At 48.2% G+C, this 17,511-nt stretch carries 15 protein-coding genes and 1 pseudogene; 8 read left to right on the top strand and 8 right to left on the bottom strand.

Features of this window, described 5'->3' with window-relative positions; genetic code table 11:
* Window positions 1–310: 310 nt before the first annotated feature.
* Window positions 311–1,957, top strand: coding sequence for a hypothetical protein (locus tag H6F86_RS27110; RefSeq protein ID WP_190453222.1), 1,647 nt, complete (start codon window positions 311–313; stop codon window positions 1,955–1,957).
* Window positions 1,958–1,963: 6 nt separating this feature from the next.
* A complete protein-coding gene (locus H6F86_RS27105) occupies window positions 1,964–2,164 on the top strand; it encodes a hypothetical protein (RefSeq protein WP_190453220.1) in 201 nt (66 codons plus the stop codon).
* 69 nt (window positions 2,165–2,233) lie between these two features.
* On the opposite strand, the gene H6F86_RS27100 is transcribed toward H6F86_RS27105, so the two are convergent.
* The 3 genes and pseudogenes from H6F86_RS27100 to H6F86_RS27090 all read right to left on the bottom strand — a co-directional run bounded on the left by H6F86_RS27100 (window position 2,234) and on the right by H6F86_RS27090 (window position 4,411).
* Window positions 2,234–3,154 (bottom strand): lysylphosphatidylglycerol synthase domain-containing protein, encoded by a 921-nt coding sequence (locus tag H6F86_RS27100; protein ID WP_190453217.1) that lies wholly within the window; start codon window positions 3,152–3,154, stop codon window positions 2,234–2,236.
* 72 nt (window positions 3,155–3,226) lie between these two features.
* Window positions 3,227–3,817, bottom strand: a pseudogene (recR, locus tag H6F86_RS27095) (recombination mediator RecR); the annotation flags it as partial.
* Between the two features lie 243 nt (window positions 3,818–4,060).
* On the bottom strand, window positions 4,061–4,411 hold the full coding sequence (locus tag H6F86_RS27090) for a histidine triad nucleotide-binding protein (protein ID WP_190453214.1): 351 nt from the start codon (window positions 4,409–4,411) through the stop codon (window positions 4,061–4,063).
* An 821-nt stretch (window positions 4,412–5,232) separates the two neighbouring features.
* Here H6F86_RS27090 and H6F86_RS27085 point away from each other — a divergent pair.
* Entirely contained in the window at window positions 5,233–6,852 is a 1,620-nt protein-coding gene (locus H6F86_RS27085; RefSeq protein WP_190453211.1) for a B12-binding domain-containing radical SAM protein, read from the top strand.
* Here H6F86_RS27085 and H6F86_RS27080 read toward each other — a convergent pair.
* On the bottom strand, window positions 6,839–6,931 hold the full coding sequence (locus H6F86_RS27080; protein WP_190453209.1) for a cytochrome b6-f complex subunit 6: 93 nt from the start codon (window positions 6,929–6,931) through the stop codon (window positions 6,839–6,841). The genes H6F86_RS27085 and H6F86_RS27080 overlap by 14 nt on opposite strands.
* Window positions 6,932–7,256: 325 nt before the next feature.
* Here H6F86_RS27080 and aroB point away from each other — a divergent pair, with 325 nt between their 5' ends.
* The 3 genes from aroB to H6F86_RS32570 all read left to right on the top strand — a co-directional run bounded on the left by aroB (window position 7,257) and on the right by H6F86_RS32570 (window position 10,314).
* A complete protein-coding gene (aroB, locus tag H6F86_RS27075; RefSeq protein ID WP_190453207.1) occupies window positions 7,257–8,372 on the top strand; it encodes a 3-dehydroquinate synthase in 1,116 nt (371 codons plus the stop codon).
* A gap of 451 nt (window positions 8,373–8,823) precedes the next feature.
* The gene (locus tag H6F86_RS27070) at window positions 8,824–9,723 is read left to right on the top strand and encodes a lysozyme inhibitor LprI family protein (protein WP_190453205.1); all 900 of its coding nucleotides are present in this window, start codon (window positions 8,824–8,826) and stop codon (window positions 9,721–9,723) included.
* 354 nt (window positions 9,724–10,077) lie between these two features.
* Window positions 10,078–10,314: a helix-turn-helix transcriptional regulator gene (locus H6F86_RS32570; RefSeq protein WP_242033719.1), complete on the top strand. Its 237-nt coding sequence runs from the start codon at window positions 10,078–10,080 to the stop codon at window positions 10,312–10,314.
* 50 nt (window positions 10,315–10,364) lie between these two features.
* On the opposite strand, the gene era is transcribed toward H6F86_RS32570, so the two are convergent.
* Window positions 10,365–11,474, bottom strand: coding sequence for a GTPase Era (era, locus tag H6F86_RS27060; protein WP_190453203.1), 1,110 nt, complete (start codon window positions 11,472–11,474; stop codon window positions 10,365–10,367).
* Window positions 11,475–11,590: 116 nt separating this feature from the next.
* Between era and surE the strand changes: the two genes are divergently transcribed.
* A complete protein-coding gene (surE, locus tag H6F86_RS27055) occupies window positions 11,591–12,277 on the top strand; it encodes a 5'/3'-nucleotidase SurE (protein ID WP_190453201.1) in 687 nt (228 codons plus the stop codon).
* Between the two features lie 293 nt (window positions 12,278–12,570).
* The gene (locus H6F86_RS31785; protein WP_199305580.1) at window positions 12,571–12,852 is read left to right on the top strand and encodes a hypothetical protein; all 282 of its coding nucleotides are present in this window, start codon (window positions 12,571–12,573) and stop codon (window positions 12,850–12,852) included.
* Between the two features lie 87 nt (window positions 12,853–12,939).
* Here the strand turns inward: H6F86_RS31785 and H6F86_RS27045 are convergent, their stop codons facing one another.
* The 3 genes from H6F86_RS27045 to H6F86_RS27035 all read right to left on the bottom strand — a co-directional run bounded on the left by H6F86_RS27045 (window position 12,940) and on the right by H6F86_RS27035 (window position 17,000).
* Complete coding sequence (locus tag H6F86_RS27045) at window positions 12,940–14,706, bottom strand: ribonuclease J (protein WP_190453199.1); 1,767 nt, start codon at window positions 14,704–14,706, stop codon at window positions 12,940–12,942.
* 265 nt (window positions 14,707–14,971) lie between these two features.
* Window positions 14,972–15,856, bottom strand: a complete 885-nt coding sequence (gene dapA / locus H6F86_RS27040) for a 4-hydroxy-tetrahydrodipicolinate synthase (protein WP_190453198.1) — start codon at window positions 15,854–15,856, stop codon at window positions 14,972–14,974.
* Window positions 15,857–15,959: 103 nt separating this feature from the next.
* Entirely contained in the window at window positions 15,960–17,000 is a 1,041-nt protein-coding gene (locus tag H6F86_RS27035) for an aspartate-semialdehyde dehydrogenase (protein WP_190453192.1), read from the bottom strand.
* Window positions 17,001–17,511 lie beyond the last annotated feature (511 nt).

The raw sequence follows: 17,511 nt of genomic DNA, 5'->3' as shown, positions 1-17,511 counted from the left end.
CGTGGAGAAAGAGCATACAGTGTGTTTGATAGTTTATTTGCTCACCTACGCAGTGACTCTGAAAATATATAGAAATGTTTTGCCTATCCACCCAATGAGCACACTATTCGGAAAGATTCTACCTATCCACCCGATTTAGGGTGTTAGCCGAAAGCCATCTGCCTATCCACCCATTTGGGGTGTTACACGAAAAGTTTCAGTCCAATAAGTTGTTAGGTGGTTTTGAGGCTCCTCCCTATCAGACTGTAGCTCCTTGATTGCATAGTGGGTAAGATGGGATTAGGCGATCAATACTGAATGTCATATAGGCATGGATAATAGTGAGCTACAGAAAAGGCACTTTGCTGCTCTTAGAGAGAAATATCAAGTAGATCAGTATAAAAGTGCTAGATCTGATAGTTTCCTATATCTGATACTAAGAAAAGCTGAACTAGGCATTCAGATCACAAACTTAGAGTTGCAATGGTTGAAACAGAACTCCCTTTTCAAAGCCATTGAAATTGTTTCCTTGCAGCAGTACCAGGCAGATGATTTCAAAAGACTAGAAATTGAATTCCTGAGCCTGCGACCTAAGTACAAAATTCCAGAAACCTTAGAGCTTTCAATTGCTAGTCCAATTTATCCGATACTTTGGAAATTAGAGGTTGGAGATTTTCCTGCAGACTCAGAACTTGAGTTGCTAGATAGTTATGACCTTGTAGAAACGACTAGCTTGATTCGAGATATCCTGAATTTTTCAAAATTAAAAACTAGCTATAAAGCAACCAGGCATCTAGGTCACTTTTTTGAAGAACCTCTCTATGCAATTCTGAAAAAACTGGATGCAAGAGAACCATTGTCTGATTTTGAGGCTGATTGGCTCTTGGATCGTGATTTTGAGGAAACACTACAAATTCATTGGCAGCAGGAGGATGAGAGGAAAGCTATAGTTAAATTCTTAGACTTGAAGGCAAAGTATCGTATTGACTCTTTTCCAGAAGCATCTATTTCTAGCCCGCTCTATATCACTCTAAAGAAACTAGAAGAGAAACAAGATCTTGAAAAGAGCGAATGTGAATGGCTTGAGCAACAGGAACTAACTCAGTTAATTGCGATCGATCGAAAACGTAAGGATGTAAAGTTCTTCAAAAAACTCAAAGCCAAATATCAAGCGACTCAATATAAAAGTTCTGAACCTTCCAGCAAATTATTTCTGATTCTTAAAAATATAGAATCTGAGATAACTGAGGATGATATCCAGTGGTTGCTCAAGGAAGCGTTGCTTAAAACAGCAGAGATTGCTAAAGAACATCACTTTAGGATACTGAAAGTAAAATATCAGATCGTGGGGCAATTAGCAGTCGTTCCATTTTATGAAATTATGCTCAAGCTTGAGCGAGGGGAGCGACTCGATCCCAAACAAGTAATTCAACTTATTGAAGAAAGGCGCCTTTCTCGACATGGAAAAATAGCGATTGCCTATTACAAGCTGGAGGCAATGTTTTATGAAAAAGAATATCAACGAACTGGCAATAGGTGGAACTTACCCAGTGCAAGTAGTAACTGGCGTAAAGCAGATGAATCTGAAAATGCGCTAAAAGTTACAGAAAGTGTTAACTGGAATAAGATTCAAGAATCTGATCTGAAAGCTGCTTTGCTAGTTACAAGAGGCGCAGCATTTCGGGATCTTGGTCAGCTAGATGAGGCAGAAAAATGTGTGGCCCAAGCGATGGAATGTCAATCTGATAGCCACCAGCCTTACACCTTAATGGGGGCAATTTACTATGACCGATGTGAATATTCAGAGGGTGATAAGTGGTTTGAGATGGCAGCCGAACGTGGAGCAGATGATACAGATGATGAAATTGAAAGAATTGTCAGAATGACAAAAGATAAAGATAAACGTAGAGATGTTGCAGAGTATCTTCTCAATAAAGATCCGGTTCGTTATGGTTGGGCAACTTCGTATCTTAAGTAGGAGAAAATGAAAACATTAATTGCAGAAATTGAGCGGAAGCTCCATTCCCTATCTGAAGTTAAAGTCCTGAAAGTTTTAGATTTCATTGACTTTTTATCTCTGAACAAACAGCATCTAACTTCACCACCATTAGATGATGATCTTCTTCAAAAAAATGAAGAACTTGAGGCGATCGCAGAATTGCTGGCCCATGAGTTCTCAAATTGAGTTCTTGCAGTTGTGTGTTGAGGTTGTGAGTCAGTCCAAAAACGTTGATCGCTCGAACGTGTCCTCCACTCACAGCCGTTCATCCAACCAGGACAAGCCTGCACCCGCGACTTCTGCCAGAATGCTGACCAGTCGATAGAGCGCTACGACACTAAGCAAGAGTCCCGGTGAAAACGTTTGACCCAGGAGCGCGATCGCCGTTGCCTCAAAAACGCCAATGCCTCCGGGTGCGCCTGGAACTACTAGACCGAGCAGCCACGACACACTAAACGCACTCACCAAAAGCGGCAGTTGACTCGGTAGCACTGGGCTAAGTGCCAGAAAGGTGAACAAAAAGCCTGCACTCCGCAGTAGCAAAAAACCAACCTCCCCCAGCAATGGCACCAGGGGATAATCTTTCAGATCAAACGACATTGATGACGGCGCTTTAGTCGCTTTTTGCTTCAGTTTGCCGAGATACCGCACTAATGGATTGATGATGCGGGGATGCACAGACGCTAAAACGACCAGCAGGCTCAACCACTGAAGCATTAGAACAGGCAAGCCATACTGTGCTGCGATCGGCTGACTCCCCATTAAGGCGATTAATAGTGCCGCCGCCGCCATCAATAGTGGTTCTAGCAAGACGCTCACGGTGGCAGTTTCCAGTGTTGCGCCTGCTTTTGTTGCCGCAGTAATGCGCCCATAGTAGTGCCAGACATTTCCAGGCAGATACTTGGCGATCGTCGTTTTCAAATAGGCTTGCACCAGCCAAACTCCCTGCACCGGTTGGCGAAAATCTTGCAAAAGACGACTCCAGACACCGCCAGCACAGATATGGGCAAGTAGCGTCATACCAAGGGCGATCGCCAGACAGGCTAAACCCGTGCTTTCTAAACGGATGGCTAGAACCTTTTGCCAGTGCTGCTTGAGGACGGTGCCCAAAAAGAAAAGCGTTCCGCCCAGAATTGCCCAGCGTAAGCATGGTTTTAAGCGAGCGATCGCGGTCATTGTTTAAGCAAGTTTCAGGTCAAAAGTTAGAAGAGAGAGGAGGCTATCAAAAGCTGGCTGCTGATCGCTTCTCTAATCCAACTCTCGTCTACCTTCTAGAGCCCTCGCTAGTGTTACCTCATCGGCATATTCTAGGTCGCCGCCCATTGGTAACCCAAAGGCGATGCGCGTGACTTTTGTAAAATGCTTCAACAAGTGTCCAACGTAAAGCGTAGTCGTTTCGCCCTCCACGCTGGGACTAATCGCCATGATCACTTCAGCAATATTTTGCTGCTTCACCCGCCGAATCAACGGTTGAATGTGCAGTTGTTCGGGACCAATGCCATCCATTGGCGAGATCAAGCCGCCTAAAACGTGATATTTACCGCGATACTCACGAGTTTTTTCTAGCGCGATGACATCCCTGGAGTCTGCAACCACACAGATTGTCTGGCTATCACGACTGGGTGTACGACAAATTTCGCAGACAGGTTCGGCTGAAAGGTGAAAGCAAACCGAACAATAGCCAACTTGCTGCTTGGCTTCTAGCAGCGCATTTGCCAGCGCTTTCACTTCATCTTCCGATCGCCGGAGAATGTGCAGTGCCAATCGCTGTGCTGTTTTAGGACCAACACCTGGAAGGTGTTGCAGTTGCTCAATTAAGCGGGCAAGGGGGCGTGTATAAACCGTTGGTCTACCTCCGACTCTAGGTTCATTTTAGCGTGTAGGGAGAGTGAGAAGCGGTAAGGGAAGCAGAGGGGGCAAGGGAGGCGGAGGCGGCAAGAGAAGTCGGGGGCGCAATGCACAAGCTGCAACATTCCCCTTGGTTCGACTTAGAAAGAGCAAACCTTGAAAGGCAAAACATTTCTATTGCTGCTGCCGCTCTCCCTCTTGCCTTTCCTTGCTCCCTTCACTCCCTTCACTCTCCTACCCCGGCGGCCATCCCATTGATCGTCCACCCAGAATATGCAAGTGGAGGTGATCAACGGTTTGCCCACCGTCCGCACCCGTGTTGATGACAAGACGATAGCCATTAGTAAGACCAACCTGCTCGGCAACGCGCTTGGCGGTAAGGAGCAGGTGACCCATAAGAGCGTGGTCTGGTGCTTCGGCATCCGACAATTTGGCGATCGCCTGTTTGGGAATCACCAGAATATGCACTGGTGCTTGCGGGTTTACGTCCTTAAAAGCGAGTGCCAGGTTGTCTTCATAGACAATTTCGGCGGGAATCTCTTTACGGATAATTTTGCTAAAGATCGTTTCGGTTGGTTCGCTCATGCTGTCCCTTTGTGGTGCCAGATGGGTTGCTAGTTGAAATTCTAAGGGGTTGCTGCCCGTTGTTCACTATTAATCTCACCACTGTTACCGAGAAGATAGGACATTAATCTACTAGAGCAATGCGGCTCAATTGGACTACTCAGATTTCTAGGCGGGCGCGATCGTCTTCTCATGCGCTGTGATGATGTGGGGCGATCGCAATTCGGTTTAAAGGTGTACGGTTTCGAGGGTTAGAAGCCGGACTGTGGATGAGTGGCTAAACCTTACAACTGAGGTTCATGTATCAATCCGTTACAATTCCTCGTTTTCATTAAGAAACGTTGCAGGCGCTTGATCCCATTGTTAGCGTGAGCATGTACTTCGGTACAGACCACCAATAGTGAACCTTAATCACTCAAAGGAGGACTTATGTTGACCTTAGCAGTAGTACTTTTCAGCGGTTGGCTTATTGCTGCCACGCTTGGTACCTGGACTCATTTTGCAGCCCAAAACCCTTCCCGCAATACCTGGTTTTGAGCTGCCATGAGGCAATTGAAAGCATTAGCTTCTGTGACTGATTGTAATTAAGTGCATTGAGGCTTCCCAATCGCTGTTTGGGAAGCCTTTTTTGATGTACTGGTGAGCTATGAGCGTTCAGCTATCAGTATTCAGCGTTCAGCCATCAGCGGTTAGCTTTTTACCTTCTGCCTTTTGCCCTTTGCCTTCTGCCTTTTGCCTTCTGCCTCCTGACCGCTTCAACAAGCAACGTAAAGCTGAAAGTACGGGGTAAGCTTGAGTGACTTTGCATACGCTATCAGTTTTGGTTTGAGGCTTTTTATTTGATGAATGTTTTACTTCTTTACCCGTTGTTTCCAGAATCGTTTTGGTCGTTTGATAAAGCACTGGAGCTAATCGATCGCAAAGCGTCACTGCCACCGCTCGGCATGATTACGGTTGCTGCTATCCTGCCGCAGACGTGGGAGTTTCGGCTGGTTGACCGCAATGTGCGATCAGAAACCGAAGCTGACTGGGCTTGGGCAGATCTGGTGATTCTATCGGGGATGATTGTTCAAAAGCCTGATTTGCTCCACCTCATTCATGAAGCCAAGCGCCGGGGCAAGCGGGTAGCAGTGGGTGGTCCGTATGTCACATCTGTACCTGATGCTGCGCAGGAAGCGGGAGCCGACTTTTTGGTTTTGGATGAAGGAGAAATTACTCTGCCAATGCTAGTAGACGCACTGCAACGAGGCGAAACGTCAGGCATTTTGCGTGCACCCGAGGGTGAAAAGCCTGATGTGTCAGGTACGCCCGTTCCACGCTTTGACCTGTTGGATCTCAGCGCTTACATTGAAATGTCGGTGCAGTTCTCGCGAGGTTGCCCCTTTCAGTGCGAGTTTTGCGACATTATCGTGTTGTATGGACGCAAGCCGCGCACAAAAACGCCTGCGCAACTGTTGGCAGAACTGCAAGCGCTGTACGATCTGGGCTGGCGGCGATCGGTTTTCATGGTGGATGACAACTTCATTGGCAACAAGCGAAACGTGAAGCTGTTGCTGCGCGAACTGGGTCCCTGGATGGCGGCGCGCCAGTATCCCTTCCGGTTAAGTACCGAAGCATCGGTAGATTTGGCGCAGGATGAAGAATTGCTCGACTTGATGATTGCCGCGAACTTTACGGCTGTCTTTTTGGGTATTGAAACACCCGATACAGAAAGTCTGGCAATGACCCAGAAGTTTCAGAATACGCGCAATTCGCTGATCGAATCGGTGCAAACGATTAACCGCAAAGGTCTGTCAGTGATGGCAGGGTTCATCCTCGGTTTTGACGGCGAAAAAGTTGGAGCGGGCGATCGCATCATTGAGTTCGTCGAAGCTACTGCCATCCCCAAAGCGATGTTCGGCGTACTCCATGCCCTGCCCAATACTGCCCTGTGGCATCGGCTGGAAAAAGAAGGACGCTTGCTGGCATCCAGTAAAAATCTAACTGGACAACAGATGGGGCTGATGAACTTTATTCCTACACGCCCAATCGAAGATTTGGCGAAGGAATACGTTGATTGCTTCTGGGAGCTTTACGAACCCAGTCGTTACCTCGCACGCGTCTATCGCCATTTTATGAACATGCAACCAGCACCGCACAAGCGCCCGTTTCAGATGTTGGAATGGGTTGAACTACGTGCTGTATTGACCATTTTTTGGCGGCAAGGCATTAAGCGCAGCACACGGGGTCAATTCTGGCGGCAGCTTTTCTCAATGCTCCAGCGCAACCCAGCAGTCTTTGTGCCTTATATGAGCAACTGCGGTTTGCTAGAGCATTTTCTCCACTACCGTCAGCTTGTGCGCCATGAAGTTGAAACGCAGCTAGCTGCTTATCTGGCAGAGAAAGCGACTCATCAGACAGAGCCAGAAAAGGCAGTTACCGCGATCACCAGCCAGGAGAAAGTGGTAGCTAGATCAACTTAGCGGCACGGAAGGTAAAAAACAGCCCGATCGCTAAAGTAAAGACACCACCCAAGAGAAGGGGGAAAAGCAAAAATTCCATGTGTATGCTCCGTAGGACTAGCAAAACTATACAAAACTATGGAGCACTTCAGGGCGATCGAAGCGAATAAACTAGAGCTGTAGCGCAAGAAGGCAGAAGGCAGAAGGCAAAAGGCAGAAGTACAAAATGGTTGCGAGAGAGGCTCTTTGCTAGATCATCACTTGTCGCTTACTTTTGCCTTGATGCGCTAGGGGCAATCAAAAGGACATTCAACCAATAAGTCTGCTGGGAAGCATGACATTCGCCCGGCTTTTGCTCATCTATGCCCCTGTTTAAGCTCTAACTCCTATCCCCTCACTCCTCACCTCACCTCTCCTCACTCATCATGCAAGCTCTCATTCCCGTTAACCTTCCGCAGCACTCATACGAGGTGGCGATCGCCCCTAGTAGCCTGGATCAGCTTGGTACCTGGATGCAAGGCACTGAAACTCGACCGCTAAAGTTAGGTAAAAACGTTTTGCTAGTGTCAAATCCAGCGGTTTTTCAGCACTATGGCACACGCGCGATCGCCGCTCTAGAGCAGGCGGGCTTTACGGTGGCGACTTGCCTCTTACCAGACGGTGAGCAACACAAAACATTGGAGACGTTAACCCAAATTTACGACGCAGCGCTGGCAAACCATCTGGAGCGCTCGTCTACCTTTGTTGCCCTTGGCGGTGGCATCATTGGTGACATGACAGGCTTCGCGGCAGCAACCTGGCTACGTGGTGTAAACGTAGTACAAGTACCCACCACCCTTTTGGCAATGGTGGATGCAGCGATCGGTGGCAAAACAGGGGTCAACCATCCTCATGGCAAAAACCTAATTGGTGCCTTTCACCAGCCGCGTTTGGTGCTGATTGATCCGCAAGTCTTACAAACCTTACCTGTTCGAGAATTTCGTGCCGCGATCGCAGAAGTCATCAAATACGGTGTGATTTGGGATGCCGATCTATTCTCTCAACTAGAAGCTGCGCCCCAGCTCGATCAGCTTGCTAACCTAAGTGCCGATCTCTTGCAAGCAATGCTGACCCATTCCTGTCAGGCAAAGGCACACATTGTCAGCAAAGATGAAAAAGAAGCTGGACTACGGGCGATCTTGAACTATGGACACACGATTGGTCACGCAGTCGAAAGCCTCACAGGTTATCAGGTCGTCAATCATGGCGAAGCCGTCGCGATCGGCATGGTTGCTGCCGCAGAGATTGCCGTAGCGCTCCAACTTTGGCAAAAAGCCGATGCCCAGCGCCAACTCACGTTGCTGCAAAACGCCCACTTGCCGACTCGCTTACCGGCTGGCATTGACCTTGATGCCATTCTCACTTCTCTTCAAGCCGATAAGAAAGTAGAAGCAGGACAGGTACGCTTTGTGTTGCCCACTCAGATTGGAGCCGCGATCGTTACCGATCAAGTGCCCACTACCGTCATCCGACAGGTGCTTAAGCAGATGCAAACTGTTTAGAGGTCGCCAGCGATCGTTGGTTTAACTTGAGTAAGTAACCGAGGTGCTGGGGGGCAGCACTCGATCGATGCTTGATAACTCCGTCATTAAGGATGGTATTCAGCAAAAAGGCTGGATAACACCTCAAGCTCCAGGATTAACCATTAAAAATGACGGATAACACCCCAAATTCCCGGACTTAAACTATAAATTTTCTCTTTAATTCCCTAAGAAAGGGATATTGTCCCGCAAATATGCAAGATAATCCTGAAAAGTCAGGGTGTTATGCAGCAGCTTTGACACTTAATACATAGTTATGCTGCTGCACCAGAGGTTTTCAATGGGCAGTCCTTGATTGATATGTTTCTCTAGTTGATCGAACAGAGGTTTTCAATGGGCAGTCCTTGATTGATATGTTTCTCTAGTTGATCGAATTGTTTAGAATGTGAGTGTAAAGAAAGGAGATTACATCATGTATCAAGAAGGGCAAGAAAGTTTAGAGAATTTGAGATCTCAGTCACCTCTTGAAATTACAGAGTTAATTTCTGTAGAAGGCTATGAGCCTCTAACGCAAGGACCTTGGAGACTTGTAGCACCATTGCCTTACGAACGGTTAGGTGAACCTGTATATCCTGGCGGTCAGTTAAGTTTTTTAGATGTCTACATTGCCAAAATATTCGAAATATCTATCTATGAGTTTGACAGGGATCGAGCTTTTTACGGTCTTGCGTGGTCTTTTTTTACAGAAACGACTACAAAAGTTAAAGGTGGGCAAAAGTCACAAGGAATTTTTAGAATTTCAAAGCAACTTGCAGATCAAGTCAAACAGGATTTTGAATTAACTACTCCAGAATCAACAACGATAAATTACTGGGAAAGGGGAATTGTCCAGGTTGATGTTCCTACCCTTAGTATTTATGGTGAAAAGATTTCTAAATGGAAAAATTTTCTCTCAACCCTTCCTCGGTTACTTAGCCCTGATTCAGTCAGTTATGAGCTGATATTTAAGCATCCAATTGATAGAGAATTGGAGGATTGCATAGCAAAAAATTCAAGTACTAACGGTGAGTTTCAGTGCGTGGTCAAGGCGTACGATCGATGGGATACAGAACTAAATCGAGTCTATAAAAACCTAAAGGCTAAGCTTGGCTCCCAAGGTCAAGAAGCTCTAGAAAGCGCTCAATTGAAGTGGCTCGAATTTAGAGATAAGGAGTTTGAGTTGGTAAATAACATTTATCCTCAAGGAGCAGGTAGTGTGAGCCGTAATTCTAATGCCTATAGACGGGTGGCGATAGTAAAGAATAGGGTCTTAGAAATAGAGCGCTATCTAGAATATAGCTCTGTAGAAGAGATTGTTAGAGTAGGCAATTGATTGAGATTATTAGTATTGCAAGTTAAGTTGACGTCAGTAAGCCCGATACTCTTCTTCAATTTTGCAGATCTAGTGCCTGCACATAACTAGCGCTTGCACAGGCCGGTCGATGCACACTGATACTGATTTATACTTTGTCTACCGCCTGTGAAGCGCCAGCCGTTAACGGCAATGTGCGACTAATCTTACGCTGCCACCAGAGGCTCAAACTGCCAATGCTCTATGCCGCTTGAGCTACTGACAGACGGTCTGCACTTAGTGCTTGCGGTTCACTCGATTGGTGAAGTGCATAGAGGTTCGTTTGTCGGGGGGTAGGGAGATGAGCCTCGCGCCCGTCGTGAGGACATCAAACTCATGTTGCTTGGGCTTCTATCGGAGCGCCCCCAGCATGGCTACGAATTGATGAAAGAGCTAGAAGCGCGTCATGGCGGCTTTCGCTGCCCAGTCCATGGCACGATCGCCTACTATCAAGCAGTTCAAGGTACGATGGGTGGTCTTGGCAGCGTACAATCGTTTGCCAGGTTGTTCATGCTGCCTAGAGTGTATCACTGTCAAGGCAATCGCTCCCTCACCATCCTGTCGCTGCTTTAAGCAGTCACACCTGATGACAATTTAGATGGTTAACCCGAAGACTTACTGAGCTACGGTTCGACCCGGTAGCCTAGTTCAGCAAGCCGAGCGCTGGACTGTCGCCACTTCGGCTGTACTTTGACGAATAATTCTAGATAAACCTTACCTGCAACTAATTTTTGGATTTGCTGACGGGATGCTGAGCCGATCGCCTTCAGCATTTCTCCCCCCTTCCCAATGAGAATGCCTTTTTGGGACGATCGCTCAATGTAAATGGTGGCGAGGATGCGTGTAATGGTGGGTTCTTCTTCAACGCGATCGATCCCGATCGCCGTTGAGTGGGGCACTTCTTCCCGCGTTAGCAACAGCACCTGCTCTCGAATCAACTCGCCCATAATGAAGCGCTCCGGTTGATCCGTGACCAGATCGGGCGGGTAATAGTAAGGACCCGGCTGCAAATGCTGAATGAGCTGTTGCTGTAGTGCTTCTAGTCCCTCGCCTGTTAGCGCTGAGAATTTGGCAATGTTCCACTGTTGGCTGGCGGCGAGTTCCTGATAACTGCGATCGAATAAGTGAGGGCTGAGAGGCGTATCTTGCTTCCGTATGGCGGTGGGGTGAGGAGTCAAGCCAGCTTTGTCAGCGTTTTTGGTGTTTGATGCCTTACTTTCTACATCTGACTGTTGCTTGTCTGCATCCGCATCCCCTGTCCCTTCGCTCTCTGGCGCTTCTACTTCGTCCTGCCCTGGCTGCTGATCTGCCTTGTTGATGCCCAAAATGATTGGTATTTGGCAATGTGTTAACAAATTAGCGATGAAGCGATCGCCGCCGCCTGCCTCAACCGAACCGTCTACGACAAATAGCAAAACATCCACCGATTGAATTGCAACCTGGGCGTTCTTGACAAGGACTTTGCCCAACTGATGGTGCGGCTTGTGAATGCCAGGGGTATCAACAAAGATGAGTTGAGCGGTCGGTGTCGTTAGAATGCCACGTAAGCGGTTGCGAGTCGTTTGCGCTACAGGAGAGGTGATGGCAATTTTCTGCCCCACCAGATAGTTCATCAGCGTTGATTTACCGACATTTGGGCGACCAATAATGCCAACAAACCCCGATCGAAATCCAGGTGGTGAGGCAGGAATAAGTCCAAATCCTGCTTGATCATGGTCGTTAAGCTCACTCATTCAGTCTCTAACCTGTACCTTGTTACTAGACCCGCGATCGCCGCTCCGCCTGTTACTTTAGTTTACGCACTAACGCCTATCCAGCAGCGCCCAAAACTCAAACGTTTCTTACTCTCATGACTTTAATCTTGACCAATGACGACGGTGTAGACGCACCTGGAATCCAATCGCTGCTCCAAGCTGTTAGTCAGATTGATGACAAATCAATCATTGTGGCACCCCAATTGCCCCACTCAGGCTGTGGGCATCAGGTAACAACGACGACGCCTATTCACGTACAGCGGCGATCGACGGCTGAATATGCTGTTAACGGTACTCCGGCAGACTGTACCCGCCTCGCCCTTAACCATTTGGCTCCCGATACTCGCTGGGTACTCTCTGGCATCAATGCAGGCGGCAACTTGGGGGCAGATGTCTATATTTCCGGTACAGTGGCGGCTGTGCGCGAAGCAGCGCTGTATCGCATCCCTGGCATTGCCTTATCGCACTATCGTCAGGGCAAACGAGCGATCGATTGGAACCTTGCTGCACACCTAACGACTCAGGTTTTACTGACCCTTTTTTCGCGTACTTGGGAACCTGGAACGTTTTGGAACGTCAACTTGCCACATCTAGAGGCGACGACAGCGATGCCAGAAATGGTTTTTTGCCAACCTTGTACGCAGCCTTTGCCCGGAAACTATCGTATTGAAGGTGATTACTTTCAGTATGCGGGAGAGTACGCTAAGCGGCGGCGAGATGTGGGGAGTGATGTCGATGTCTGCTTCTCGGGTCGCATCGCCATTACTCAAATCACACTCTAAGCAGCTTCTTGCTGCTCTGTAGACAGTCTCTCCGCTGTCTGCATCAACAAGTGTCTCTACCTTGATAGCAGTAGGCTTTATGGGTTAAAAGCCTAGGTACATAACTTTATTCACTCCGTTGCGCCTCCGTCATCGACTTTCTAACATCTTTAACAGAACTTTATTTTTTAGATAGGCGAAGACAAATTCACTTTTTCTTAGAGAACATATTCTGCCCAGACATCAGTCGTTAAAAACGTTTTCTTTACATTGATTACCAATTTGATTGTATTAGCAAGGTTTCGAGTCCTACCATGATGCTGATTCGTGAAATTGTCCAACATGCTTTTACAACTGGATGCCTGACAGTCGAAGCAGAAGAGCAACTGCGGCAACTTCTGCGGAAAAAGTATGATGCCAATGACTTTAATGCGTTTATGCTGCTGCAACAGGCGGCAATGTCTGGTTCAGTTCGGCAAGAATCACGCGAACGGGCATTGTACGAGTGTGCGGTCTCCAAGCGCGCTGCGTCTGATCGCGCTCTTTCAAGTTGTGTGCTGGCAGACCGCACGACCGCTACTCGTAGCAGGGTATAACGCAAAAAACGAGGCGCTATCACTAACGCCTCGGCTTAATTTGCTTTTGACTAACGTGCTTTGGCTACCGATAGCGCCATCATCCGCTTACGACGCAATGACAGCAGTACGACGACCGCGAGGGGCTGCTTCTCGGACAGGTGGCTCATTCGGTGTTTGGAGTAGAAACACTAGCAACGGATTGCTTTGCAGATCTCGACGCATCATCCGTTGAATCTCGCGTTCAATCTGTGTTTGTAGACCAACCCAGTCAACCTCAAGCTGTCCATCAGTACCCACAGGCCGAGCAAATTCTTGCCAGCGATCGCGCAGTACGCCATTAATCGCTGTCTCAACTGCCGTTTGCAGTTTTGGTCGCTCTAACGATGTCACCACACCGCTCAAATGTACCTGTGGTTTTGCAATCACTGTACCAGCCCAGTCGATCGCTGTAGCCACTGTAACAATACCGTCACCGGCAAGCTGCTGACGCTCGCGTAACACTTTATTGTTGACCACTCCAGAGCGCGACGTATCAACAAGTTCAATACCAGATGGCACTTTGCCTGCTACGCGCATTGTGGTTTCAGTTAGTTCCACCACATCACCGTTGTCAATAATCACCATATTCTCAGCCGGTACACCAACGCTCTGAGCCGTCTGAGAATGCTTGACCAGCATCCGGTGTTCCCCATGAACGGGCAAAAAGAACTTGGGTCGGGTTAAGCCCAGCATGAGCTTTTGGTCTTCTTGACAACCGTGCCCAGACACATGGATGCCATGTTCCTTACCGTAAATGACCTTGGCACCCTTCATCATCAGCTTGTCGATCGTGTTAACGACTGCGATCGTGTTTCCAGGAATCGGGTTTGCCGAAAAGACGACTGTATCGCCTTCACGAATTTTGACCTGACGATGCTCACCGTTAGCAATGCGAGTCATCGCTGACATTGGTTCACCCTGTGAACCAGTGGTAAGGATCAAAACATGCTCATCTGATAGCTTTTGGAGCACATGCAGGGGTTGAAACAGGCTGTCTTCGCACTTGATATAACCCAAAGTACGAGCATGAGCGATAAGATTCAGCATCGATCGCCCAACCACTGACACCACGCGCCCGTTCTTTTTCGCCAGTTCTAGGATGATGTTGATGCGGTGAACGGACGATGCAAACGTCGTGACCAACAAACGTCCCTGCGCTTGGGAGAAGGCGCGATCGAGACCCGGAATGACCGCCCGTTCAGAGGGTGTGCTGCCTGCAACTTCCGAATTGGTCGAGTCACTGATCAGACATTGAACGCCTTTTTCGCCGTATTCTGCCAGTCGCTGAAAGTCAAAATACTCGCCATCAACGGGTGTGTGGTCAACTTTGAAGTCGCCTGTATGAATAACCACACCGACTGGGGTACGAATCGCGACGGTAAAGCTATCAGCCATCGAGTGGGTATTGCGAATGAATTCTACGAAAAACGATTTGCCTAAACGCACTACGTCGCGTGGACCAACCGTTCGCAGTTCTGTTCGTTTCGCAACACCTGCTTCATTCAGCTTGTCCTTCAGTAGCGACATGGCTAAACGAGGACCATAGATGACAGGAATGTCGAATTGCTTGAGATGAAATGCGATACCGCCAATATGGTCTTCGTGACCATGCGTGACAATCATGCCCTTAATTTTGTGGCGGTTCTCTCGCAGATAGGTCATATCTGGCAGAACAATGTTTACCCCGTGCATGCCGTCTGTCGGAAAGGCAAGACCAGCATCGAGCAAAATGATTTCATCATCGATCTCAAAGACACAGGTGTTCTTGCCGATCTCATGCAGTCCACCAAGGGGAATAATTTTCAGCACAGGTGAAGCGTTCTTTTGGGTCATTGGCATCCTTAATTGAGGTGTAAAGAGTAAAAAACGAGCAGTTGAGGGTGGTTAAAACAATTGCAGCCAGCGACCCAAATCAATAACGGTGCTTAAGAATAAAAATTCTTGATAAACGCTTTAATAAAACCGTTCCGAAGGATTGAGTGTAGGCGTTGGTCTGCTCAAACTAGCGCCAGTCATTCAAACGTCTTTGGTGGTAAAAGTCGTTGGTGCAGGTAGTGAACTATTTAGTTGTCGAGAAACTTTATGGCGTTGCTAATGCCTAAATGAGAGCTAACTCTGCCATCACTGAGGCTAGCGTCTCAGTCAAGTCAGTGGTGGAATCAACAAGCGGGAGACGGGTAGAACCCACTTGCCAACCTTGTAACCTGAGCGCTGCTTTGACAGGAATCGGGTTAGCTGTGATAAACAAGGCTTTGAACAACGGGAGAAGCTCTAGGTGAATCCTAGTGGCGATCGCATGCTGACCCGTCTCAAAAGCCTGGATCATCTGCTGGAGCTGTAAACCAACTAGATGACTAGCAACGCTGACAACACCCTTACCACCGATTGCTAGCAGCGGTAAAGTGATTGAGTCATCTCCAGAGTAGAGTGCAAACTCGGGTGGTGTCAAACGCTGAATCTCACTTGCTTGATCAAGATTTCCAGTCGATTCCTTAATTGCCACAATATTTTCGATTTTGGCAAGACGACCCACTGTTTCAGCCTGCAAATTCTGACCAGTGCGCCCTGGCACGTTGTAAAGCATCAACGGCATGTCTGGTGCAGCTTCCGCAATTGCCTTAAAGTGCTGATACAACCCCTCTTGGGGAGGCTTGTTGTAGTATGGCACAACCTGCAACGAACCATCTAGCCCTAGTTTAGCTGCTTTTTGGGTGGCTGCGATCGCTTCTCGCGTTGAGTTTGACCCTGTACCCGCAATTACCTTCGCGTTGCCTGCCACTGCTTGCCGTACCACTTGGAAGAGTTCGTATTCTTCATCCCAGGTCAGAGTCGGTGATTCGCCGGTCGTGCCACAGACGACTAGCGTATCGGTGCCGTGCTCTGCCAAGTAGGACGCAAGCTTGGCGGCGATCGCAAAATCAACGCTGCCGTCCTCTTTAAACGGCGTGATCATTGCAGTTAAAACACGTCCAAAATTCACCACATTGTTTCAGTTGTTAGTTAATTGTTTGCCAGTCGGACTGATGTATTGACTGGTTAAACAGCCTGACTGGTAGATGCTGATCACTAGCTAACCGCTCATTGCTCTAATTGGCAAGAGCGATCGCTGGTCGGACTAAATTCTGCTGCACCAACAGCTCGGCAATCTGCACCGCATTCAGTGCTGCACCCTTACGAATCTGGTCGCCGCAGAGCCAAAGTTCCAAACCAGCAGCATGGGATAGATCTTGGCGGATGCGCCCGACGAGCACCTCATCTTTGCCACTGGCATCGATTGGCATGGGAAAGTAGTTTGCTTCCCAATCTTCCACCAGCTTAACGCCTGGGGCTTGACTTAGGATAGCCCGCGCTTGTGCCACATCAAACGGTTGGTCAAACTCCAGGTTAATTGCTTCAGAGTGCGCCCGCAATACGGGAACCCGCACACACGTTGCTGTTACCCGCAAATTAGGAGCACCAAAGATTTTACGCGTCTCGTTAACCATTTTCATTTCTTCTTCGCAATAGCCCTCTCCATTTAGTGGAGAGTTGTGCGGAAACAGATTGAACGCCAGTGGGTAGGGGAAAAGCTCTGCGACGGGTTCTTGTCCCTGCAAAATTGCCTGCGTCTGCGTTTTAACTTCCTCCATTGCTCGTGCCCCAGCGCCACTAGCAGACTGATAAGTCGCTGCGACAATCCGCCGGATAGGTTGCACTTGATGTAACGGATAGATGGCAACTGCCATCAAAATCGTTGTGCAGTTGGGGTTTGCAATGATGCCCTGGTGCGCTGCGGCTGCCTGGGGGTTTACCTCTGGCACTACCAAGGGCACAGTCGGGTTCAGCCGAAAGGCACTGGAGTTATCAATAACTACAGCACCAGCAGCAACCGCTTTAGCTGCCCATGCCTTTGACACTGATGCGCCAGCCGAAGCTAACACTAGATCAATCTGTTTGAAGCTATCGTCATTGACGGCTTCTAGAGGCAACTGCTCTCCTTTGAAAGTAAGCGTCCGTCCTGCCGATCGTGCTGATGCCAGTAGCTTCAGATCTGCCAGGGGAAAGTCTCGCTGCTCCAATAGCTCTAGTAGTTCGGTGCCGACTGCACCGGTTGCCCCTAAAATAGCAACCCGATAGGGATGAACCAACGTAGTCTCCTTCAATAAAAAGTGTGAGCTTTCAGTCGTCAGCTTTTAGCTTCATCATTTACACGCTAAGAAACTTACATGCCAAGAAACAATCAACTGCTCTATGAACTTACGCTTGGGGCTAACTGCTGTCTGCTTACCTTATGACGAGCCTTTAAGCTCTACGCATTCATCACACGTTATTAATGCAAGCTGCGGCGGCTTCAGTTAGCACTTTTATTCAGCATACATTTCATCCAGCATACAACTGAGGGTAGCGTTCAAAGGCTGGCGCAATTTTTCGTAAACCTAAGTAAACTCTGTAGCGATCGCTGCCATCTTGCTTCACTCTATCGACCCAATGGTTAAGATTCTTCTAAACTAAGCGTTAACCCTCTGGCAGAATCAGTTACGATTACTTACTGCGGTGATGTTGAGAACAGCGATCGCCTGCTCTTGAATGTTTGATCTTTGTCTGACGTTGAGTGAGTGATTCTGCGACCCTCGAGCCATGCCTGACCGAATCCATCAC

Source organism: Phormidium sp. FACHB-592, assembly GCF_014695795.1.
Taxonomy (GTDB): domain Bacteria; phylum Cyanobacteriota; class Cyanobacteriia; order Leptolyngbyales; family Leptolyngbyaceae; genus Stenomitos.
This window is presented reverse-complemented; position numbering and strand designations above follow the sequence as displayed.